The 21,080-nt window shown below is 61.0% G+C and carries 21 protein-coding genes; 14 read left to right on the forward strand and 7 right to left on the reverse strand.

Going from position 1 to position 21,080, the window contains the following annotated elements; genetic code table 11:
• Positions 1–117 precede the first annotated feature (117 nt).
• A complete protein-coding gene (locus IHQ43_RS17705) occupies positions 118–738 on the reverse strand; it encodes a TetR/AcrR family transcriptional regulator (RefSeq protein WP_007952885.1) in 621 nt (206 codons plus the stop codon).
• A 193-nt stretch (positions 739–931) separates the two neighbouring features.
• Here IHQ43_RS17705 and copC point away from each other — a divergent pair, with 193 nt between their 5' ends.
• Together copC and copD are read left to right on the forward strand one after the other, a co-directional pair.
• Positions 932–1,294, forward strand: coding sequence for a copper homeostasis periplasmic binding protein CopC (gene copC / locus IHQ43_RS17710; protein ID WP_192561504.1), 363 nt, complete (start codon positions 932–934; stop codon positions 1,292–1,294).
• 3 nt (positions 1,295–1,297) lie between these two features.
• Positions 1,298–2,155 carry a copper homeostasis membrane protein CopD gene (gene copD / locus IHQ43_RS17715; RefSeq protein WP_192561505.1) on the forward strand — a complete coding sequence of 286 codons (858 nt, stop codon included), beginning with the start codon at positions 1,298–1,300 and terminating at the stop codon, positions 2,153–2,155.
• A gap of 2 nt (positions 2,156–2,157) precedes the next feature.
• Here the strand turns inward: copD and IHQ43_RS17720 are convergent, their stop codons facing one another.
• Positions 2,158–3,300 (reverse strand): HlyD family secretion protein, encoded by a 1,143-nt coding sequence (locus tag IHQ43_RS17720; protein ID WP_192561506.1) that lies wholly within the window; start codon positions 3,298–3,300, stop codon positions 2,158–2,160.
• The gene (locus IHQ43_RS17725) at positions 3,297–4,952 is read right to left on the reverse strand and encodes an MFS transporter (RefSeq protein WP_192561507.1); all 1,656 of its coding nucleotides are present in this window, start codon (positions 4,950–4,952) and stop codon (positions 3,297–3,299) included. The genes IHQ43_RS17720 and IHQ43_RS17725 overlap by 4 nt, the downstream gene beginning before the upstream one ends.
• Before the next feature lie 202 nt (positions 4,953–5,154).
• Between IHQ43_RS17725 and IHQ43_RS17730 the strand changes: the two genes are divergently transcribed.
• From IHQ43_RS17730 to IHQ43_RS17760, 7 genes are all read left to right on the forward strand, one after another.
• Positions 5,155–6,105, forward strand: a complete 951-nt coding sequence (locus IHQ43_RS17730; RefSeq protein ID WP_192561508.1) for a polysaccharide deacetylase family protein — start codon at positions 5,155–5,157, stop codon at positions 6,103–6,105.
• 172 nt (positions 6,106–6,277) lie between these two features.
• Positions 6,278–7,573: an OprD family porin gene (locus IHQ43_RS17735; RefSeq protein WP_192561509.1), complete on the forward strand. Its 1,296-nt coding sequence runs from the start codon at positions 6,278–6,280 to the stop codon at positions 7,571–7,573.
• Positions 7,574–7,722: 149 nt separating this feature from the next.
• On the forward strand, positions 7,723–8,547 hold the full coding sequence (locus tag IHQ43_RS17740; protein ID WP_192561510.1) for an NAD-dependent epimerase/dehydratase family protein: 825 nt from the start codon (positions 7,723–7,725) through the stop codon (positions 8,545–8,547).
• A 47-nt stretch (positions 8,548–8,594) separates the two neighbouring features.
• On the forward strand, positions 8,595–9,488 hold the full coding sequence (locus IHQ43_RS17745) for an SMP-30/gluconolactonase/LRE family protein (RefSeq protein WP_192561511.1): 894 nt from the start codon (positions 8,595–8,597) through the stop codon (positions 9,486–9,488).
• A 57-nt stretch (positions 9,489–9,545) separates the two neighbouring features.
• Positions 9,546–10,517 (forward strand): TRAP transporter substrate-binding protein, encoded by a 972-nt coding sequence (locus tag IHQ43_RS17750; protein ID WP_192561512.1) that lies wholly within the window; start codon positions 9,546–9,548, stop codon positions 10,515–10,517.
• Positions 10,518–10,596: 79 nt separating this feature from the next.
• The gene (locus IHQ43_RS17755; protein WP_192561513.1) at positions 10,597–11,124 is read left to right on the forward strand and encodes a TRAP transporter small permease; all 528 of its coding nucleotides are present in this window, start codon (positions 10,597–10,599) and stop codon (positions 11,122–11,124) included.
• Complete coding sequence (locus tag IHQ43_RS17760; protein WP_192561514.1) at positions 11,124–12,404, forward strand: TRAP transporter large permease; 1,281 nt, start codon at positions 11,124–11,126, stop codon at positions 12,402–12,404. The genes IHQ43_RS17755 and IHQ43_RS17760 overlap by 1 nt, the downstream gene beginning before the upstream one ends.
• 48 nt (positions 12,405–12,452) lie before the next feature.
• Here the strand turns inward: IHQ43_RS17760 and IHQ43_RS17765 are convergent, their stop codons facing one another.
• Genes IHQ43_RS17765 through IHQ43_RS17775 form a run of 3 tightly spaced genes read right to left on the reverse strand, consistent with a single transcriptional unit; the run spans position 12,453 to position 14,884 of the window.
• Positions 12,453–13,253 (reverse strand): sulfite exporter TauE/SafE family protein, encoded by an 801-nt coding sequence (locus IHQ43_RS17765; RefSeq protein ID WP_192561515.1) that lies wholly within the window; start codon positions 13,251–13,253, stop codon positions 12,453–12,455.
• A gap of 9 nt (positions 13,254–13,262) precedes the next feature.
• Complete coding sequence (locus IHQ43_RS17770; RefSeq protein WP_192561516.1) at positions 13,263–14,507, reverse strand: NAD(P)/FAD-dependent oxidoreductase; 1,245 nt, start codon at positions 14,505–14,507, stop codon at positions 13,263–13,265.
• Positions 14,508–14,545: 38 nt separating this feature from the next.
• A complete protein-coding gene (locus IHQ43_RS17775) occupies positions 14,546–14,884 on the reverse strand; it encodes an ArsR/SmtB family transcription factor (protein ID WP_007952897.1) in 339 nt (112 codons plus the stop codon).
• Positions 14,885–14,983: 99 nt separating this feature from the next.
• Here IHQ43_RS17775 and IHQ43_RS17780 point away from each other — a divergent pair, with 99 nt between their 5' ends.
• Together IHQ43_RS17780 and IHQ43_RS17785 are read left to right on the forward strand one after the other, a co-directional pair.
• On the forward strand, positions 14,984–15,847 hold the full coding sequence (locus IHQ43_RS17780; RefSeq protein ID WP_192561517.1) for an MBL fold metallo-hydrolase: 864 nt from the start codon (positions 14,984–14,986) through the stop codon (positions 15,845–15,847).
• 126 nt (positions 15,848–15,973) lie between these two features.
• On the forward strand, positions 15,974–16,819 hold the full coding sequence (locus IHQ43_RS17785; RefSeq protein ID WP_192561518.1) for a tyrosinase family protein: 846 nt from the start codon (positions 15,974–15,976) through the stop codon (positions 16,817–16,819).
• Positions 16,820–16,832: 13 nt separating this feature from the next.
• Here IHQ43_RS17785 and bkdR read toward each other — a convergent pair whose 3' ends face one another.
• On the reverse strand, positions 16,833–17,321 hold the full coding sequence (gene bkdR / locus IHQ43_RS17790; protein ID WP_007915088.1) for a Bkd operon transcriptional regulator BkdR: 489 nt from the start codon (positions 17,319–17,321) through the stop codon (positions 16,833–16,835).
• A gap of 185 nt (positions 17,322–17,506) precedes the next feature.
• Here bkdR and IHQ43_RS17795 point away from each other — a divergent pair, with 185 nt between their 5' ends.
• The 3 genes from IHQ43_RS17795 to IHQ43_RS17805 are packed head-to-tail and all read left to right on the forward strand — an operon-like array spanning position 17,507 to position 21,080.
• Complete coding sequence (locus IHQ43_RS17795; protein ID WP_192561519.1) at positions 17,507–18,742, forward strand: 3-methyl-2-oxobutanoate dehydrogenase (2-methylpropanoyl-transferring) subunit alpha; 1,236 nt, start codon at positions 17,507–17,509, stop codon at positions 18,740–18,742.
• Position 18,743: 1 nt separating this feature from the next.
• A complete protein-coding gene (locus IHQ43_RS17800) occupies positions 18,744–19,802 on the forward strand; it encodes an alpha-ketoacid dehydrogenase subunit beta (protein ID WP_007952909.1) in 1,059 nt (352 codons plus the stop codon).
• Positions 19,803–21,080 carry a dihydrolipoamide acetyltransferase family protein gene (locus IHQ43_RS17805; protein WP_192561520.1) on the forward strand — a complete coding sequence of 426 codons (1,278 nt, stop codon included), beginning with the start codon at positions 19,803–19,805 and terminating at the stop codon, positions 21,078–21,080.

The following is a 21,080-nucleotide window of genomic DNA, read 5'->3' on the forward strand; positions in this document are numbered from 1 at the left end:
TTGATCGTTCCCACGCTCTGCGTGGGAATGCTTCAAGGGACGCTCCGCGTTCCAATGGGACGCAGAGCGTCCCGGGCTGCATTCCCACGCGGAGCGTGGGAACGATCAGTTCGAGGCTCAGGGTTCTAATCCGATCCCCCGCAAAATCACGCTAGTCACCGTCTGCACCGCCCGCTCGAACTGCATGTCCGACAGCGGCTGGTGCTCATTCAAAATATTCACCTGATGATCGAAGTCGGCATAGTGCTGGGTCGACGCCCAGATCATGTACAGCAGGCTCGACGGTTCCACCGGCAGAATCCGCTTGTCTTCCACCCACTGCCGGATCTTCGCCTCTTTCATTTTCGCCCAGTCGTACAGGCTCACATCCAGCGCCTCGCCGAGGGTCGGGGCGCCGTGGATGATTTCGTTGGCCCAGACTTTGGACCCGTAAGGCCGACTGCGCGAGTGGTTCATCTTGGCGCGGATGTAGCTGCTGAGCACCACGCGCGGATCATCGAACATCTCGAAGCACAGCGCATCCTGCTTCCACACTTCCAGCAGGTCGAACAGCACCGCGCTGTACAGCTCGCTCTTGGTCGAGAAGTAGTAATGCAGATTGGATCGCGGCAGCTGCACTTCAGCGGCGATGTCCGCCATGGCGGTGCCACCGAAACCTTTTTCGGCGAAGACTTTTTCCGCCGCCAGCAGGATCTTGTCGACGTTGGTGCGGCGGATTTCGATCTTGTGATTGCCCATGTGGGCTCCCTGAAGACAACGTTGTTGAAGACTAGCACCCGCTCTGTGTAAGGGGCGACAGCCGAGAACGATTCTTCACACACCCGGGCATTTTTCTGGTTCAGGATCGCCCCCGCCTCCCTGTCTTCACTCAAGGCAACATGCACGGCACGCCCTATACTGTCGACCGTCACTCACTGAAAAGGGATTTCCCATGAAGCTGAAAAACCTGTTCACCGCTGGCGCGCTGCTGGCTTCGCTGGTCGTCACCTCCCAGGCTTTCGCCCACGCGCATCTGAAAAGCCAGACCCCGGCCGCCGACAGCACCGTCGCGGCGCCGACGGATCTGCGCCTGGTGTTTTCCGAAGGCGTCGAAGCCAGCTTCACCAAAGTCACCGTTACCCACGACGGCAAGCCGGTGGCGGTCAAACCGCTGACTACCGAAGGCGACAAGAAAACCCTGATCGTCACCCCCGAAGCACCGCTGACCGCTGGCGAGTACAAGGTCGAATGGCACGCGGTGTCGGTCGACACGCACAAGAGCGAAGGCGCCTATCAGTTCAAGGTCGGCCAGTAATTCATGAGTGAAGCGCTGGTGCTGTGCCGGTTTCTGCATTTCATCGTGGTGTTGATGCTGTTCGGGGCCTGGCTGTTCCGGCCACTGTTGCTCAAGGATGAAGCGCCGACGCTGGACCGGCACCTCGCGCGACTGACCCGCTGGCTGGCAGCGATCGCTCTGGCCAGCGGCATGATCTGGGCGTTGTTGATTACCGCAAGCATGGCCGGTTCGGCGGCTGCCGCGTTTGATCCGGCGACCGTCGAGCTGGTTCTCGGTCATACGTTTTTCGGTCAGGTCTGGCGCTGGCATCTGCTCATCAATGCGCTGTTGCTGGCGTTGCTGTTTACGCCTTGGCGTTCGAACCGGCCATTGCGGCTGGGCCTGAGCGCACTGCTGCTGATGACACTGGCACCGGTCGGTCACGGCGCAATGCTCGACGGCTTCAGCGGGCAGATGCTGATCCTCAATCAAGCCATTCACCTGACCTGCGTGGGTGCCTGGCTCGGCGGGCTGCTGATACTGGTGATGATCCTGCGCCGACCCGAACACGCCGTGCGCAAAGTCTTGCAGCGATTCAGCGGACTCGGCTACGCACTGGTCGCCGGCCTGCTGCTCACCGGGCTGATCAACGTGCGCGTGCTCACCGGCCAATGGTGGCCGACGCCGCTGTTTTCGGGGTTCGCCCTGATCCTGTCGATCAAGGCGCTGCTGGTGTTAGGCATGCTCGCACTGGCGCTGTTCAATCGCCTGCGGATCAACGAGTGCGAACAACGGATCGACACCCTCAAGCGCAGCGTCATGCTCGAGTGGCTGCTGGGGATCGGCGCCGTGGCCGCCGTTTCCGTGCTCGGCACCCTGCCGCCGATGATCGCCACCTGAGGTCAGTGTTTCTGGGTGTCGCCCGCCGCCGTATCAATGCTGACCACCACCGACATCCCTGGCCGCAACCGCTCGCTCTCCTGCTGATCCGGATCGATGGTGATGCGCACCGGCACCCGCTGGGCGATTTTCACGAAGTTGCCGGTGGCGTTGTCGGCCTGCAACAACGCGAATTCGGAACCGGTGCCCGGGGAGATGTGCTGCACGTGGCCGGTGAATTTGCGGTGATTCAAGCCATCGACGGTGAAGCTCGCCGGTTGCCCGACGCGCACGTTATCCATCTGGGTTTCTTTCATGTTGGCGATCACCCATTTCTGGTTCGGCACCAGCGCCATCAACTGCGCCCCGGAGTTGACGTAAGCGCCGAGACGCACGCCGATCTGCCCCAACTGACCGTCGCGCGGGGCGATGATCCGGGTGTTGGACAAGTCGATTCGTGCCAGCTGCACCGCCGCCTCGGCACTGGCCACCGCCGCTTCCAGAGAGCCGCGATTGACGATCACCGTCTGCAGATCCTGCCGGGCGATTTCCAGATTGGCCTTGGCCTGTGCCAGCGCCGCGATGCTTTGCGCATTGGCGGCCAGCGCCACGTCCATCTCACGTTTGGACACGGAGCCGTCGTTGACCAGCGCCTTGTTGCGCCGCAGGTCCGCCTCGCTTTTGCGTAGCTGCGCTTCGCTGTCGGCCACCACTGCCTGTCGCAGCTTGATCGTCGCCTCGGCGCTGTTGCGCTGCTGCACCACGTTGGCCAGCGAAGCCTTCTGCACCGCCAGTTGCGCCAGCGACTGGTCGAGGCGTTGCTGATAAATACGATCATCGAGACGCACCAGCAAATCGCCCTCTTTCACAAACTGGAAATCCTGCACCGGCACTTCAAACACATAACCGCTGAGCTGCGGACCGATGATCGTCACCTGCCCGCGCACCAAGGCGTTTTCAGTGGTCTCGACCGCGCTGCTGAACGGTGGCAACTGCCAGGCGTACAGCACGATCAGCACGCCGACGATGGCAATCGCGGCAAAGCCCAGCGACGAGATGATGCGCACCCGCAACGAGCGCGGCTCGGTATTCGGTGATGACGGCGGCGCCACGCCTTCAGGGGTCGCGGCGATGGCATTGGTGGTCGTGGTAGTCGGTTCGGTCATGAAGAAGTGGCACCGCTGGAAGGTACGGAAGGTGTCGGGGCGACAGTTTTGGTGGTGCTGATCAGCCACAGCGCACGGATGGAGATCCAGATCATGGTCAGGATCGCGATCACCGCAATCAGCATGAACACATCGTTATAGGCCAGCACGTTGGCTTCGCGAGTGGCGGCGTTGGCCAGGCTGCGAATACCGGCCAGATTGCGCAGGCTCGGGTCGGCGATCAGCGAGCCGACCGCCGACCCGCCGCTCTGCACCCGGGCGGCGACACGCGGGTCGGACATCACCAGTTGCTCGACGATGTGGCTGGAATGAAATTTCTCGCGCACGATCTGGAACGTCCCCAGCAACGCAGCGCCGATCAGGCCGCCGAGGTTGTTGCAGATCCCGAACAACACGGAAAAGCTCACGAGATTGCGCGGATTGGTCAGCACGTTGCGCGTACCCAGCACCATGGTCGGGCCAAGGAAAAATGTACTGCCGAACGCCAGGAGGAACTGGCTGAAATACAGGTTGGCGGGGCGGGTCAGGTTGTTCGATGAGCTGTCCATGATTGAGCCGGTGGCCATCAACGCCAGCGAGACAATCAGCGGCATCAGCAGGTGTTTCGGATCGATGGTCAGCGCACTGGTCAGCAGCCCGGCGACGCTGCCGATCAGCATCACCACGTACAAGCTATGAAGCTGCTGGCTGCTCATGTTCAGGTTTTGCATGAAGCCCACGGCGCCGGTGGATTGCTCGGAGGTCACCATGCGAATCAGGATCACCGCCAGCGCCAGGCGGATCATCACCCCGCTGCCGAGCCAGCGGGTCATCAGCATCGGGTTGCTGCGGTTATGTTCGATGGCCAGCCCCGCGAGAATCAGGGCAATCGACGCGGCCAGGGCGATGCCGATCCAGTCGGCTTCCAGCCACCAGTCGATGCGGCCCAGGGACAACACGGCGCACAACAGCGCGACGCCGCTGGCAAGGATGGCGAAGGTGAGGAAGTCGAGGGGTTCGAAAGTCTTGAACCGGTCACCCGGCGGCAATTTGAGCATCAGGACGCAGCCCAGCGACAGCAGCGCCATGCCCAATTCGAACAGGTACAGGCCGCGCCATTCGGCGATTTGCAACAGGTCTTCGGAAAACAGTCGCGCCAGCGGCAAGGCCAGTTGCGAAGTGCCAAGGCCCAGCACCAACGCTTTCATCCGCCATTTGGCCGGGAATGCCTGCACCATGTAATACAGGCCCAGCGAGCTCAACGCCGCGCCGACCATGCCGTGGGCCGCACGCACGGCGACCGCCGAATTCAGGTCATTGACGAACAGATGGCCGAAAGTCACCAGCGCATACAGCACCAGAAACACCTCGGTGAACGCCCGCAGCCCGAACTGCTGGCGAAACTTCACCAGCAGCAGGTTCATCGACACGTTGGTCATCACGTACGCCGCCGGCAACCAGGCCATCTCCGCCGTGGTCGCCCCGAGCGCGCCTTGCAGGTAAGGCAGATTGGCGACTACAAGCGAATTGCCCAACCCGCCGGTCAATGCCACCAGCAACCCCACCAGCGCATAGGCCAGGCGCTTGGGGTTGGAATGCAGCGGCGTCGAAGGGGAACCGGGCAGACTGGGCTTCTCGTGGGGCTGCCAGTTGCGCGGGGCGTATTGATCCATGGAAAAGCCTTGTGCTGTAGTCGCTGAAGTGTGCCGCAAATCCTGCCAAACACATATCCACTGTGGGAGAGAGCTTGCTCCCACAAGGGATTTTGGGTGGATTCGTAAATTTTGTTTAAAGGTCATCTCGCCCGCAGCGGATTTTTCCCAGGCATGGCGAATGCCAACCTTGCAGCACTTCTCAACCTGCAAGGTGCCCGTTATGACCACTCCCCGCTGGCAACGCTCCCCGCGTCTGCTGAAAAACCTGCTGGCCGCCGCGCTGTTGCTGCCCGCCCTCGCCTTCGCTCAGGAACGCCCGTGGCCGGATGGCTCGCAACTGGTGATTTCGGTATCGATGCAATTCGAAACCGGCGGCCAGCCCGAGGGCGCTGAAAGTCCGTTCTCCGGTACACCGCTGCCAAAAGGCTATCCGGATCTGCCGGCGCAGACCTGGTTCGATTACGGCTACAAGGAAGGCCTGTGGCGCATGCTCGATCTGTGGGATCGCACCGGCATCAAGGTCACCTCCCACGTGGTCGGCGAAGCGGCGCTCAAGCACCCGGAACTCGCCAGGGCAATTGCCGAGCGCGGCCATGAACTGGCGGCCCACGGCATGCGCTGGGCCGATTCGTACAACATGAACTACGCCCAGGAAAAACAGTTCATCGGCGATGGCGTCGCGGCGGTGGAAAAAATCACCGGCCAGCGCTCGGTCGGCTACAACGCCAACTGGCTGCGCCGCAGTCCCAATACGCTGAAGGTGCTGCAGGATCTGAACTTTACCTATCACATCGACGACGTCAGCCGTGACGAGCCGTTCGTGACCATGGTCCGTGGACGTAAATTCGCCGTCGTGCCGTATACCCTGCGCAACAACGACATCGTGCTGGTCGAGGGCCGGCACTTCTCCGCCGAGCAGTTCTATCAGCAATTGGTACTGGAGTTTGATCGCCTCTACGCCGAAGGCGCGAGCAAGCGACGGATGATGTCGGTGAGCTTGCACGATCGCATCGGCGGCACGCCTGCGATGGTAGAAGCCATGGAGCGTTTCATCCGTTACGCCCAATCCCATCCGAAAGTGAAATTCATGCGCAAGGATCAGATCGCGCAAATCGTGCTGACCGAAAAAAATCCGCTGATCGATAACACTGAAGCGCTCTACAACCAGTAAAAACGCCCGAAAGCAGCCCTCTTCACAGCGCTTGGAGGGCTGCCCGCTGACGCGAACTCATCGTACAACGCCCTGTTGACTTTTCCGGAAAACCTCGCAAATATCCGCAACCATGTTGTACGACGACGTATAACAAATAATAAAAACAACAAATGAAACAGGGAGCGTCACAGTGAGCACACTCGTCTGCAATTCCGTCCGCACATCCCGTTTTTCTGTCCCCCGCCCGCGTTCCACCCTGAGCCTGATCGGCTGCAGCAGTCTGGCCCTCTTCTTGCCGATGAGCGCCGATGCCGAGGGTTTCATCGAAGACAGCAAAGCCACGCTGAACCTGCGCAACGCCTACTTCAATCGCAACTTCGTCAACCCGAACTATCCCCAGGGCAAGGCTGAAGAGTGGACGCAAAACTTCATCCTCGACGCCAAATCCGGTTTCACCCAGGGCACCGTCGGGTTTGGCCTGGACGTATTGGGGCTGTACTCGCAGAAACTCGATGGCGGTAAAGGCACGGGCGGTACGCAGTTGTTGCCGATTCACGATGACGGGCGTCCGGCGGACAACTTCGGGCGCCTGGGTGTAGCGCTCAAGGCCAAGGTGTCGAAGACCGAATTGAAGGTCGGTGAATGGATGCCGGTGTTGCCCATCCTGCGCTCGGACGATGGTCGCTCCCTGCCACAGACCTTTCGCGGTGGCCAGATCACGTCCACCGAAATCAATGGCCTGACCCTGTACGGTGGCCAGTTCCGTGGCAACAGCCCGCGCAACGATGCGAGCATGGAAGACATGTCGATGAACGGCCGAGGCGCATTCACGTCCGACCGCTTCAACTTCGGCGGCGGCGAATACACCTTCAACGACAAACGCACGCTTGTCGGTGTGTGGTACGCCGAACTCAGCGACATCTACCAACAGCAGTATTTCAACCTCAGCCACAGCCAGCCGCTGGGCGACTGGACGCTGGGCGCCAACCTCGGTTTTTTCACCGGCAAGGAAGACGGCAGCGCCCAGGCCGGCGACCTCGACAACAAAACCGCATTCGCCATGCTCTCGGCCAAGTACGGCGGCAACACCTTCTACATCGGCCTGCAAAAACTCACGGGCGACGATGCCTGGATGCGCGTCAACGGCACCAGCGGCGGCACCCTGGCCAACGACAGCTACAACGCCAGTTACGACAACGCGCAGGAGCGCTCCTGGCAGATTCGCCACGACTACAACTTCGTTGTCCTCGGCGTCCCCGGCCTGACGCTGATGAACCGCTACATCAGCGGCGACAACGTGCACACCGGTACCATCACCGATGGCAAGGAATGGGGTCGCGAATCGGAACTGGCCTACACCGTGCAAAGCGGCCCGCTGAAAAACCTCAACGTCAAATGGCGCAACGCGACGATTCGCCGGGACTTCAGCACCAATGAATTCGACGAGAACCGGATCTTCATCAGCTACCCGATTTCGTTGTTGTAAGCCCGTGCATGGCGTGATCGGAAGGTGAATCCGCCTTCCGTCATTTACACCGAAAGTCGCGTTGACAAGTTCCGGAAACCCTACCGATACTTCAGCGCAGTCATACGACAACCTACAACAAACCTAATAACAACGTGTAAGGGATTGCCATGACGTTCACCTCCACCGCCCCAACTCCGTTCAATCGCCTGCTGCTGACCGGCGCCGCCGGTGGCCTGGGCAAAGTCTTGCGCGAACGTCTGCGCCCCTACGCCAACGTGCTGCGCCTGTCGGACATCGCTGCCCTCGCCCCGGCCATCGATGACCGGGAAGAAATCGTGCTCTGCGACCTCGCCGACAAAACCGCTGTGCATCAACTGGTCCAAGGCGTGGATGCGATCCTGCATTTCGGTGGAGTCTCGGTGGAGCGCCCCTTCGAAGAAATCCTCGGTGCCAATATCTGCGGTGTGTTCCACATCTATGAAGCGGCACGCCGGCATGGCGTCAAACGGGTGATCTTTGCCAGTTCCAACCATGTCATCGGCTTCTACAAACAGGACGAACACCTCGACGCCAGCTCCGCTCGCCGCCCGGACGGCTACTACGGTTTGTCCAAGTCCTACGGCGAAGACATGGCCAGTTTCTACTTCGATCGCTATGGCATCGAAACCGTCAGCATCCGCATCGGCTCGTCGTTTCCCGAACCGCAGAACCGCCGAATGATGCACACCTGGCTGAGCTTCGACGACCTCACCCAATTGCTCGAACGTGCGCTGTACACCCCTAACGTCGGCCACACCGTGGTCTATGGCATGTCCGCCAACAAGGACGTGTGGTGGGACAACCGCTTCGCCAGCCACCTCGGCTTCACGGCCAAAGACACGTCCGAAGTGTTTCGCGAAAAAGTCGAGGCGCAGCCCATGCCGGCAGCCGATGACCCGGCGCGGATCTATCAGGGCGGAGCCTTCGTTGCGGCCGGACCTTTCGGCGATTGATCGCTGCGCTTGTCCGTCGTCAAAAGAACAAAACCAAGGGAATGAGTATGCAAGCCGAATTGATCGTCGACGCCCGCAACGCGGTCGGTGAAAGCCCGGTGTGGGTCCCGCAGGAAAACGCCCTTTATTGGGTCGATATCCCCAACGGTGGCCTGCAACGCTGGAGCGCCGACACTGGCCACGTTCACGCCTGGAAGGCTCCCGAAATGCTTGCCTGCATCGCCCGACACAGCAAGGGTGGCTGGGTTGCCGGCATGGAGAGCGGGTTCTTTCACTTGCAACCCCACAGCGATGGCAGCCTCGACAGTGAGCAGCTCGCGACCGTCGAACATAAACGTCAGGACATGCGTCTGAACGACGGCCGCTGCGACCGTCAGGGCCGGTTCTGGGCCGGCAGCATGGTGCTGAACATGGGCCTGAATCTGCCCGAGGGTCGGCTCTATCGCTACGGTGCCGGGCAAACGGGCGCGATCGAGGCACAGCTCGACGGTTTCATCGTGCCCAATGGCCTGGGTTTCAGCCCGGACGGCAAGACGATGTACCTGTCGGACTCGCACCCGAACGTGCAACTGATCTGGGCTTTCGATTACGACACAGAGACAGGCACACCCTCCAACCGACGGGTGTTCGTGGACATGAATCATTTTTACGGCCGCCCCGACGGAGCCGCCGTGGATGCCGAGGGTTGCTACTGGATCTGCGCCAACGACGTCGGCCTGATCCACCGGTTCACCCCCGAAGGTCGCCTCGACCGCTCGCTGCAGGTACCGGTGAAAAAACCGACCATGTGCGCCTTCGGCGGCAGCCGGATGGACACCTTGTTCGTGACCTCGATCCGCCCCGCCGACGACCATGATCCGCACTCCCTGGCGGGCGGCGTGTTCGCCCTCAACCCCGGCGTCAAAGGTCTGCCGGAACCCTTGTTCGACGACCTGCTGTAACCCCCTGCTGAATCGCTGTGCCTTGAACACAAAAATAACAAGACTGGAGAACCCCTCATGGACTTCAAACGCACGTTGCTCGCCGCCGCCCTCCCCCTCGCGCTCACTTTCGGCAGCGCGGCCCAGGCGCTGGAAATCAAATTCGCCGACATCCACCCCGCCGGTTATCCGACCGTGGTCGCCGAAGAACAGTTGGGCAAGACCCTGGTTGCCGAAAGTGACGGCAAGCTGACCTTCAAGATGTTCCCCGGCGGCGTTCTCGGCTCGGAAAAGGAAGTGGTCGAACAAGCCCAGGTCGGTGCCATCCAGATGGCCCGCGTCAGTCTCGGTATCGTCGGCCCGGTGGTACCGGACGTGAACGTGTTCAATATGCCGTTCGTATTCCGTGACCAGGCACACATGCGCAAGATCATCGACGGCGAGATCGGCGACGAGATCCTCGACAAGATCACCCAATCCGAATTCAACCTCGTCGCCCTGGCGTGGATGGACGGCGGCACGCGCAACATCTACACCAAGAAACCGGTGCGCAGCCTGGCGGACCTCAAAGGCATGAAAATCCGCGTTCAGGGCAATCCGATGTTCATCGAAACCATCAACGCCATGGGCGGCAACGGTATCGCCATGGACACCGGCGAAATCTTCAGTGCCCTGCAGACCGGCGTTATCGACGGTGCGGAAAACAATCCACCCACCCTGCTTGAACACAACCACTACCAGAACGCCAAGTTCTACAGCCTGACCGGGCACCTGATCCTGCCCGAACCCATCGTGATGTCGAAAATCACCTGGGACAAACTCACGCCCGACCAGCAGACCCTGGTGAAAAAAGCCGCCAAGGCTGCGCAGGCCCAGGAGCGCACGCTGTGGGACGCCAAGTCCGTCAGCAGCGAGGAAAAACTCAAGGCGGCCGGCGTCGAGTTCATCACCGTCGACAAGAAACCGTTCTACGAGGCCACCGCCTCGATCCGCGAGAAATACGGCGCGCCCTACGCCGACCTGATCAAGCGCATCGAAGCCGTTCAGTAACCCTCCCAGCCCTCTGCAAAAGGCCCGGCAGCGCTGACGTCGCCTGATGTCCGCGCGTGCCCGGTTACGGTGGAACCCGATGAAGAATTTGCTGCTGCGCATCAATGACCGGATCTACATGGCCTGTATCTGGGTCGCCGGTCTGTCGGTGCTGACCATTTCCCTGATCATTCCCTGGGGCGTGTTCGCCCGATATGTCCTCGGCACCGGCTCAAGCTGGCCGGAGCCCACCGCCATCCTGCTGATGATGGTCTTCACCTTCATCGGTGCAGCCGCCAGCTATCGCGCCGGCGCACACATGGCGGTGGCGATGGTCACCGACCGCTTGCAACCGAAGATGCGCCGGGCCATGAGCATCGTTTCGCAAGTGCTCATGGGCACCATCTGCCTGTTCATGACCATCTGGGGCACCAAGCTGTGCCTGTCGACGTGGAACCAGTTCATGAGCGCCCTGCCGACCTTGCGGGTCGGCATCACTTACATGCCGATCCCCGTTGGTGGTGCGCTGACGCTGATTTTCGTACTGGAAAAACTCTTGCTCGGCGATCAAAGCAACCGCCGTGTGGTGCGATTCGACCTGGTTGAAGAAAACGAAGGGGCTGCCTGATGGACGCATTGATACTGCTGGGCAGTTTTATCGCACTGATCCTGATCGGCATGCCGGTTGCCTATGCCCTCGGGCTGTCGGCCCTGATTGGCGCGTGGTGGATCGACATCCCGTTCCAGGCCCTGATGATTCAGGTGGCGGGCGGGGTGAACAAATTCTCGCTGCTGGCGATTCCGTTCTTCGTGCTCGCCGGCGCGATCATGGCCGAGGGCGGCATGTCGCGACGGCTGGTGGCGTTTGCCGGCGTTCTGGTGGGTTTCGTGCGTGGCGGACTGTCGCTGGTCAACATCATGGCCTCGACCTTTTTCGGCGCGATTTCCGGCTCGTCGGTGGCCGACACCGCGTCGGTGGGTTCGGTGCTGATCCCGGAAATGGAGCGCAAAGGCTACCCTCGGGAATTCTCCACAGCGGTCACCGTCAGCGGTTCGGTACAGGCCCTGCTGACCCCGCCCAGTCACAACTCCGTGCTCTACTCGCTGGCCGCCGGCGGCACCGTTTCCATTGCTTCGCTGTTCATGGCCGGCGTGGTGCCGGGCCTGCTGATGAGCGCGTGCCTGATGGTGCTGTGCCTGATTTTTGCGCGCAAACGCGACTATCCCAAGGGCGAAGTGATCCCGCTGCGCGAAGCCCTGAAGATCTGCGGCGAAGCGATGTGGGGCCTGATGGCGATGGTGATCATTCTCGGCGGGATCCTGTCGGGGATCTTCACGGCCACCGAGTCGGCGGCCATCGCCGTGCTGTGGTCGTTTTTTGTCACCATGTTCATCTACCGCGACTACAAATGGAGTGAACTGCCGAAACTGATGCACCGTACGGTCCGCACCATTTCCATCGTGATGATTCTGATCGGCTTCGCCGCCAGTTTCGGCTACATCATGACCCTGATGCAGATTCCGGCGAAGATCACCACGCTGTTCCTGACCCTCTCCGACAACCGCTACGTGATCCTGATGTGCATCAACGTCATGCTGCTGTTGCTCGGCACCGTGATGGACATGGCGCCGCTGATCCTGATCCTCACGCCAATCCTGATGCCGGTGATCCTCGGTATCGGTGTCGACCCGGTGCAGTTCGGCATGATCATGCTGGTCAACCTCGGTATCGGCCTGATAACGCCGCCAGTCGGGGCCGTGCTGTTCGTGGGATCGGCGGTGGGCAAGGTCAGCATCGAAAGCACGGTGAAGGCGCTGCTGCCGTTCTACGCCGTGCTGTTCCTGGTGCTGATGCTGGTGACCTACGTTCCGGCGCTGTCGCTGTGGTTACCGCATCTGGTGTTGTAACGCGATCGCTGTGGCGAGGGCACTTGGTCCCTCGCCACAGGTTTTGTCTCACGCCCGCAGCAACATGTAAGCCGCGACCACCAGACACACGCTGGCAAACCCAACCTGCAACGTCCTCGCCGGCACTCGCGCGCAGAGTTTGCGGCCGATGATCATGCCGACGATGCTGGCCACGATAAACGCCACACCCAGATGATCGATCCGCACGCCCGCATGGAACGCGCCGATCACCCCGATGGCGGAAATCAGACTGATGACCATCAGTGAAGTGGCGACGATGCCGCGCATCTGCACATCGGTCAGTTGCTTGAACGCCGGCACGATCAGGAATCCGCCGCCAACCCCCAGCAACCCGGACACCACCCCGGTGACCGCCCCCAATGCAGCAAGAGTCGCGGTGCATTTGGCAGTCCAGTCGAAACGGCCGGTCTGTTCATTGAGCATGCAGTTCTTCTGACCCCAACTGGCGTGGCCATGGTCGCTCGGGCCCTCTTGCTGGCGTTCGCGGCGCAACATGCGCCACGCCACCATGACCATCAGCAGGCTGAACAGGATCATCAGAACCTTTTCCGGCAACTGATGGGCGAAGTAGATGCCTACCGGCGAAAACACCGCGCCGAGCGCCGCAATCAGCAGCGCCGCGCGATAACGCACCAGACCGTGGCGCAAGCCATCAATCGCACCGACTGCCGCCGCGCTGCCGACTGCACACAACGCCACCGGTGCCGCTTGCGTCATCGTCCAGCCCAGTCCGAGCACCAGCGCCGGTACGGCGAGAATCCCGCCGCCGGCCCCGGTCAGACCGAGGATCAATCCCATCACCACACCAAACAGACTTGCCAGCAACATAAAGTTTACTCAGTCGACTTTGGACAGGCTGGTCAGCCATTCGCGGCCCTTGAGCATGCCGTTCCAGTAGAACCACGGCAGCAGCGTCGCCTTCAGCCACCACGCGGAACGGCGCGGAACGGTCGGGTCGAGGGGAAAGGTCGGCAGCAGTTTTCCGCCATAGCCGAACTCGGCGAGGATCACCTTGCCCTTCTCCACCGTCAGCGGACAGGAGCCGTAGCCGTCGTACTTCAGCGGCGGTGCCAGCTCCTTGCGCAACGCCAGCAGGTTTTCCGCTACCACCACGACCTGTTTGCGCACTGCTGCGGCGGTCTTCGCATTGGTGGTGCCGCAGATATCGCCCAGGGCAAACACTTCGCGATAACGCGGATGTTGCAGCGTGTGCGGATTGACCTCGCACCAGCCGGCAGCGTCGGCCAGGGGGCTTTGTGCGATGAAATCCGGCGAGACCTGCGGCGGGACGACGTGCAGCAGATCGAAGGTCTTGGCCTGACGGGTGACGTTGCCGTCCGCATCCTTGACATCGAACCAGGCGGTTTTCGCCGGGCCGTCGACCTTTACCAGATTGGAATTGAACGCCAGTCGCGCATTGTATTTTTCGATGTACTTCATCAGCGGCGGCACGAAGGTCGGAACGCCGAACAACGCGGCACCGGCCAGATTGAACTCGACATCAACCTTGCTCAGCACATTGCGCTTGAGCCAGTGATCGCAGGACAGGTACAGCGCTTTTTGCGGCGCGCCAGCACACTTGATCGGAATCGGCGGCTGGGTGAACAGGGCTTTGCCGCCACGCAGTTTCTGCACCTGATCCCAAGTGTATTGCGCGTGCTGATAGCTGTAGTTGGAGGTGACGCCGTGCTGGCCGAGGCTTTCCTGCAAGCCTTCGATCTTCTCCCACGCCAGGCGCAGGCCGGGGCAGACAATCAGGTTCTGATAGGTGACGGTGCGTTGATCGTTGAGGGTGAGACGGCGCTGGTCGGGGTCGATGCCGGACACTGCCGCTTGAATCCACGTGGCCTGGCGCGGCATCACTTTGGTCATCGGTCGGGCGGTGTCTTTGGCATCAAAGGCGCCACCGCCGACCAGTGTCCACGCGGGCTGATAGTAATGCAGGGTGCTCGGCTCGATCACCGTGATTTTCAGGCCGGGATCGCGCTTGAGCAGGCTCGCGACAAAACCGATGCCGGCAGTGCCGCCGCCGATGACCACGATGTCCGCACTGATGGATGGGCCCCAGTGTTGATCGTTCATTGCTTGTTCCTTATGGCTGCACGCAAGGATAGCCGGGTCTATTGCGCCCAGCTTTTGAGCACGGCTCCGCAGTAGAGTCCGGAGAGGGTTTTCATCACCTGGATCACTTCGTGACTGGCGAGACCGTAAAAAATGTACTTGCCTTCACGACGGGTCGCGACCAGCCCTTCATCGCGCAGGATGCCCAGTTGCTGGGACAGGGTCGGCTGACGCACGCCGGTCATTTTCTCCAGCTCGCCGACGTTGCGCTCGCCCTGGGTCAACTGGCACAGGATCAACAGCCGATCCTCATTGGCCAAGGCCTTGAGCAGCGAACAGGCCTTGGAGGCCGAGGCGCGCAGTTGGGCGACTTCACATTCGGTCAGACTGGATTGCATTTGCAGGATGCCTTCAACGTCACTTAAGCTGCGGACATTATGTGTTTACATAAAGTGTTGCAACCCTGACTTCCCACCTTCCTGCACAGGACCGCGTTCATGCCCGCGCTGATTGAAGCTTTCCTCGACCCCGCCTCTTCGACCTACAGCTACGTGGTCTACGAGGCCGACGGCGGGCAGTGCGCAATCGTCGATCCGGTACTTGATTACGACGGTGCCGCCGGCCGCACCTGCACGGCTCAGGCGGACAAGATCATCGCCTTCGTGCGGGCCCACAACCTGCAAGTGCAATGGCTGCTGGAAACCCACGCCCATGCCGATCACTTGTCCGCCGCACCGTATCTGCGCCGGGAACTGGGCGGAAAAATCGCGATTGGCGAGTCCATCAGTAAAGTGCAGAACGTGTTCAAGGCGCTGTTCAACCTGGAACCGGAGTTTCGCGCCGATGGCTCGCAGTTCGATCATCTGTTCGCACCGAACGAGTCGTTCCGGATCGGCAATCTCAAGGCTACCGCCCTGCACGTCCCCGGCCACACCCCGGCGGACATGGCCTACCTGATCGACGGCGAACAGATTCTGGTCGGCGACACGCTGTTCATGCCCGACGTCGGCACCGCCCGTTGCGACTTCCCCGGCGGCAACGCTCATCAACTGTTCAATTCGATTCACAAGCTGCTGGCCTTCCCCGCCAGTGTGAAGCTCTACGTCTGTCACGACTACCCGCCGCAAGGTCGCGCCGCACAGTGCCAGACCACCGTGGGTGAGCAGCGCAAAAACAATATCCATGTGCATGACGGCGTCGACGAAGCCGCGTTTGTCGAGATGCGTACCCAGCGTGATGCAGGACTGGGTATGCCGACGCTGTTGCTGCCGGCGATTCAGGTCAACGTGCGGGCGGGAAATCTGCCGCCGGCGGAAGACAATGGTGTGACGTACCTGAAGATACCGATCAACTCGCTATAGGAAATAGCCTCGTAAGTGATTCGCGTGAAAGCTTTTCCCACGTAACGCGTCGATACCGGTGAACTGGCGTATCTCCAGCAAACAGGCAAACTCCATTGGGCAATCAACCAATGGAGTTTGTGCAATATGGATATTCGCCGTAACCATCGGGACATGTCACCGCAACAGAAATCCGCTTTCATCGAAGCGGTGCTGCGGCTGAAAAACAACGTCAACAGCGTGCTGCGCCCCGGGCAACAAAGCCGTTACGACGACTTTGTACAGATACACAAGAATTCGATGGGCCGTGGCAATCCGCTTGCCCCCAACCCGCACCTCAGTCCCCTGTTCTATCCGTGGCACCGGATCCTGATCCGCCAGTTCGAACTGGCGCTGCAGGCTGCGGTCGACGACCCGAGCATCACGCTACCCTACTGGAACTGGCAACTCGGTGGCGCCGACAACCCCTTCACCTCGGACTTCATGGGCGGCAACGGTGACAATACCCAGAACCTGCTGGTAACCACCGGACCCTTTTCCAGTACACAGTCGCCATTCATTGTCTCGGTCTGGGACGAGGGATTCGGTGACGCCGGCGTGCGCCGCAATCTCGGGGCTGCGGGGAACTTGCCGTCACCGGAAACCGTCATTTCGGCGCTGAACAGAACACCCTACTGGATGGAGCCAGGCGGCTGGGAAAACGTTTCCGAGCGCGAACTGCACAATCCCGTACATGCCTGGATCGGGGGCAACATGATGGAGGCATCCTCCCCCAACGACCCGATATTCTTCCTGCATCATTGCTATCTGGATTTGCTTTGGGAGCGCTGGAAATACCTGCACCCGAACGTCCCCTCCTTCCCGCAGGACGACTTGAGCACCTCGACACTGGTCTTTCACCCGGAAAACGAACGCGCGCCCTGGTCCCAGAGCTTCACCGTTCAGCAGGCACTTTTTACCGAAGAACTGGGTTATCGGTATGAATACCTGTGAACGGCTCCCGTGCTCAGTTGCCCAGGGTCAAACCGTTCGCCGGCAGCGGCAGCGCCGTTTTATAGCGCACCTGCTTGAGCGCAAAGCTTGACCGAATGTTGGCCACGCCCGGCACCTTGGTCAGAAAGTCCATCATGAAGCGTTCAAGCGACTGAATGGTCGGCACCAGCACCCGGATCAGATAGTCCGGGTCGCCGGCCATCAGGTAGCACTCCATGACTTCGGGCCGGTCGGAAATCGCCTCTTCGAAATGCTGCAACGCTTCCTCTACCTGCTTCTCGAGACTGACGTGGATGAACACGTTGACGTGCAGCCCAAGCAGGTCGGCATCCAGCAGCGTTACCTGCTCACGGATCAGCCCCAGTTCCTCCATCGCCTTGACCCGGTTGAAGCACGGCGTCGGCGACAGGTTTACCGAACGGGCCAAGTCGGCGTTGGTGATGCGCGCGTTCTCCTGAAGGCTGTTGAGAATGCCGATATCGGTACGGTCCAGTTTGCGCATGAGACAAAACCACCTGTTTTTTATGTTTATGCAGAATTTCTATCTGCAAATGATCTTCAGCGCAACGAAACAGAGAGAAATATTCTTCTTGCCCGGGCCTATGATTGTTGTAGGACAAGATTTCTTTTATCGAAGAATGACTGCCAGCTCACTACAAGAAATTCACAAGATCGAGCGTAGAAGCCATGACCCAAGCGTATGAACCGCTGCGTCTGCACGTCCCTGAACCTTCGGGCCGCCCAGGCTGCAAAACCGATTTTTCCTACCTGCATCTGACCGATGCCGGCACGGTGCGCAAACCTTCCATCGACGTTGAACCCGCCGACACCGCCGACTTGGCCCGTGGTCTGATCCGCGTGCTCGATGACCAGGGCAACGCCCTCGGCCCATGGGCTGAAAACGTGCCGGTCGAGATCCTGCGCAAAGGCATGCGCGCCATGCTCAAGACGCGGATCTACGACAACCGCATGGTGGTCGCCCAGCGTCAGAAAAAAATGTCGTTCTACATGCAGAGCCTCGGCGAAGAAGCCATCGGCAGCGCCCAGGCCCTGGCCTTGAACAATGACGACATGTGCTTCCCGACCTACCGCCAGCAAAGCATTCTGATGGCCCGCGACGTGCCATTGGTCGATCTGATCTGCCAGTTGCTGTCCAACGAGCGCGATCCGCTCAAGGGTCGTCAGTTGCCGATCATGTATTCGGTCAAGGACGCCGGTTTCTTCACCATTTCCGGCAATCTCGCCACCCAGTTCATTCAGGGCGTGGGCTGGGGCATGGCCTCGGCGATCAAGGGCGACACCAAAATCGCCTCGGCCTGGATCGGCGACGGCGCCACCGCCGAATCGGACTTCCACACCGCCCTCACCTTCGCTCACGTTTACCGTGCGCCGGTGATCCTCAACGTGGTCAACAACCAGTGGGCGATCTCGACCTTCCAGGCCATCGCCGGTGGTGAAGCCACCACGTTCGCCGGACGCGGCGTCGGTTGCGGCATCGCCTCGCTGCGGGTTGATGGCAACGATTTCTACGCGGTCTACGCCGCCTCCGCCTGGGCTGCCGAACGCGCCCGCCGCAACCTCGGCCCGACCATGATCGAATGGGTTACCTACCGCGCGGGCCCGCACTCGACCTCCGACGATCCGTCCAAATACCGTCCTGCCGATGACTGGAGCCACTTCCCGCTGGGCGATCCGATTGCGCGCCTGAAACAGCACCTGATCAAGGTCGGCCACTGGTCGGAAGAAGAGCACGCCGCCGTCAGCGCCGAGCTCGAAGCCGAAGTGATCGCCGCACAGAAACAGGCCGAACAGTACGGCACCCTCGCCGGCGGCCAGATTCCAAGCGCCGCGACCATGTTCGAAGACGTCTACAAAGAGATGCCGGAGCACTTGAAGCGCCAGCGTCAGCAGTTGGGGATCTGACATGAACGATCACAACAACAATATTCAGTTGGAAACCGCCATGACCACGACCACCATGACCATGATCCAGGCCCTGCGCTCGGCCATGGATGTGATGCTTGAGCGTGACGACAACGTGGTGGTGTTCGGCCAGGACGTCGGCTACTTTGGCGGCGTGTTCCGTTGCACCGAAGGCCTGCAGACCAAGTACGGCACCTCGCGGGTGTTCGACGCTCCGATCTCCGAGAGCGGCATCGTCGGTGTCGCCGTGGGCATGGGCGCTTATGGCTTGCGTCCGGTCGCCGAGATCCAGTTCGCCGACTACGTATATCCGGCGTCCGACCAGATCATTTCCGAAGCCGCCCGTCTGCGTTATCGCTCGGCCGGCGAGTTCACCGCCCCGATGACCCTGCGCATGCCTTGCGGCGGCGGCATCTACGGCGGCCAGACCCACAGCCAGAGCATCGAGGCGATGTTCACTCAGGTCTGCGGCCTGCGCACCGTCATGCCTTCCAACCCGTACGACGCCAAGGGCCTGCTGATCGCCTCCATCGAAAACGATGACCCGGTGATCTTCCTCGAGCCGAAACGCCTGTACAACGGCCCGTTCGACGGCCACCACGACCGCCCGGTAACCCCGTGGTCGAAGCACCCGGCTGCACAAGTGCCGGACGGCTACTACACCGTGCCGCTGGACGTTGCCGCGATCACCCGTCCGGGCAAGGACGTGACCGTGCTGACTTACGGCACCACCGTGTATGTGTCGCAAGTCGCTGCTGAAGAAAGCGGCGTTGACGCTGAAGTCATCGACCTGCGCAGCCTGTGGCCGCTGGACCTGGAAACCATCGTCAAATCCGTGAAGAAAACCGGCCGTTGCGTCGTGGTTCACGAAGCCACCCGCACCTGCGGTTTCGGCGCCGAACTGGTGTCGCTGGTGCAAGAGCACTGCTTCCATCACCTGGAAGCGCCGATCGAACGCGTCACCGGTTGGGACACCCCCTACCCGCACGCGCAGGAGTGGGCGTATTTCCCTGGGCCGTCCCGAGTGGGCGCGGCGCTGAAACGGGTCATGGAGGTCTGAATGGGCACGCACGTTATCAAGATGCCGGACATCGGCGAAGGCATCGCAGAAGTAGAACTGTCGCAGTGGCACGTCAAGGTTGGCGATCTGGTCGTTGAAGATCAGGTGCTGGCGGATGTGATGACCGACAAGGCGATGGTCGATATTCCCTCACCAGTACACGGCAAGGTGATTGCGCTGGGCGGTCAGCCGGGCGAAGTGATGGCGGTCGGCAGTATCCTGATCAGCATCGAGGTTGAAGGTGCTGGCAATCTGAAGGAGTCCGACAAACCGGCGCCTGTGGCGGCGAAAGAAACACCTGTCGCACCCAAAGTTGAAGCTGTCATTGAAAGCAAACCTGCCGCCGCACCGCGTCCGGCGGCTGCCGTTTGTCAGGGTCCGATGGTCGCCCGCGAAGCCGATGAGCGTCCGCTCGCCTCGCCAGCCGTGCGCAAGCATGCGCTGGACCTGGGCATTCAATTGCGTCTGGTGCGTGGTTCCGGCCCGGCCGGTCGCGTGTTGCACGAAGACCTTGAGGCCTATCTGGCTGAGGGTCAATCGAACGTTTCGGCGCCGGTCGCCGCCGCTTACGCCCAGCGTAACGATGAAGAACAGATTCAAGTGATCGGCATGCGCCGCAAGATCGCCCAGCGCATGCAGGACGCCACTCAGCGTGCTGCGCATTTCAGCTATGTAGAAGAAATCGACGTCACCGCGATTGAAGAGCTGCGTGCCCATCTGAACGAAAAACACGGTGCCAGCCGTGGCAAGCTGACCTTGCTGCCATTCCTGGTGCGCGCCTTGGTCGTCGCGCTGCGCGACTTCCCGCAGATGAACGCCCGCTACGACGACGAAGCCCAGGTCATCACCCGCCTCGGCGCGGTGCATGTCGGCGTCGCCACCCAAAGCGATGTCGGCCTGATGGTGCCGGTCGTGCGTCATGCCGAGGCGCGCAGCCTGTGGGACAGCGCGGCGGAAATCTCCCGCCTGGCCACCGCTGCACGCAACGGCAAGGCGAGCCGCGATGAACTGTCCGGCTCGACCATCACCCTGACCAGCCTCGGCGCCCTTGGCGGCATCGTCAGCACCCCGGTGCTGAACCTGCCGGAAGTGGCCATCGTCGGCGTCAACAAAATCGTCGAACGCCCGATGGTCGTCAAAGGCCAGGTGGTGATCCGCAAGATGATGAACCTCTCCAGCTCCTTCGATCACCGCGTGGTCGACGGCATGGACGCGGCGCTCTTCATCCAGGCCATTCGTGGCCTGCTCGAACAACCCGCGACCCTGTTTCTGGAGTGA

Source organism: Pseudomonas gozinkensis, assembly GCF_014863585.1.
In the GTDB taxonomy this organism is placed as follows: Bacteria; Pseudomonadota; Gammaproteobacteria; order Pseudomonadales; family Pseudomonadaceae; genus Aquipseudomonas; species Aquipseudomonas gozinkensis.

Coding starts and splice junctions, on each gene's coding strand:
- IHQ43_RS17705 (WP_007952885.1), bottom strand. CDS start 738: ATGGGCAATCACAAGATCGAAATCCGCCGCACCAACGTCGACAAGATC.
- copC (WP_192561504.1), top strand. CDS start 932: ATGAAGCTGAAAAACCTGTTCACCGCTGGCGCGCTGCTGGCTTCGCTG.
- copD (WP_192561505.1), top strand. CDS start 1,298: ATGAGTGAAGCGCTGGTGCTGTGCCGGTTTCTGCATTTCATCGTGGTG.
- IHQ43_RS17720 (WP_192561506.1), bottom strand. CDS start 3,300: ATGACCGAACCGACTACCACGACCACCAATGCCATCGCCGCGACCCCT.
- IHQ43_RS17725 (WP_192561507.1), bottom strand. CDS start 4,952: ATGGATCAATACGCCCCGCGCAACTGGCAGCCCCACGAGAAGCCCAGT.
- IHQ43_RS17730 (WP_192561508.1), top strand. CDS start 5,155: ATGACCACTCCCCGCTGGCAACGCTCCCCGCGTCTGCTGAAAAACCTG.
- IHQ43_RS17740 (WP_192561510.1), top strand. CDS start 7,723: ATGACGTTCACCTCCACCGCCCCAACTCCGTTCAATCGCCTGCTGCTG.
- IHQ43_RS17745 (WP_192561511.1), top strand. CDS start 8,595: ATGCAAGCCGAATTGATCGTCGACGCCCGCAACGCGGTCGGTGAAAGC.
- IHQ43_RS17750 (WP_192561512.1), top strand. CDS start 9,546: ATGGACTTCAAACGCACGTTGCTCGCCGCCGCCCTCCCCCTCGCGCTC.
- IHQ43_RS17755 (WP_192561513.1), top strand. CDS start 10,597: ATGAAGAATTTGCTGCTGCGCATCAATGACCGGATCTACATGGCCTGT.
- IHQ43_RS17760 (WP_192561514.1), top strand. CDS start 11,124: ATGGACGCATTGATACTGCTGGGCAGTTTTATCGCACTGATCCTGATC.
- IHQ43_RS17765 (WP_192561515.1), bottom strand. CDS start 13,253: ATGTTGCTGGCAAGTCTGTTTGGTGTGGTGATGGGATTGATCCTCGGT.
- IHQ43_RS17770 (WP_192561516.1), bottom strand. CDS start 14,507: ATGAACGATCAACACTGGGGCCCATCCATCAGTGCGGACATCGTGGTC.
- IHQ43_RS17775 (WP_007952897.1), bottom strand. CDS start 14,884: ATGCAATCCAGTCTGACCGAATGTGAAGTCGCCCAACTGCGCGCCTCG.
- IHQ43_RS17780 (WP_192561517.1), top strand. CDS start 14,984: ATGCCCGCGCTGATTGAAGCTTTCCTCGACCCCGCCTCTTCGACCTAC.
- IHQ43_RS17785 (WP_192561518.1), top strand. CDS start 15,974: ATGGATATTCGCCGTAACCATCGGGACATGTCACCGCAACAGAAATCC.
- bkdR (WP_007915088.1), bottom strand. CDS start 17,321: ATGCGCAAACTGGACCGTACCGATATCGGCATTCTCAACAGCCTTCAG.
- IHQ43_RS17795 (WP_192561519.1), top strand. CDS start 17,507: ATGACCCAAGCGTATGAACCGCTGCGTCTGCACGTCCCTGAACCTTCG.
- IHQ43_RS17800 (WP_007952909.1), top strand. CDS start 18,744: ATGAACGATCACAACAACAATATTCAGTTGGAAACCGCCATGACCACG.
- IHQ43_RS17805 (WP_192561520.1), top strand. CDS start 19,803: ATGGGCACGCACGTTATCAAGATGCCGGACATCGGCGAAGGCATCGCA.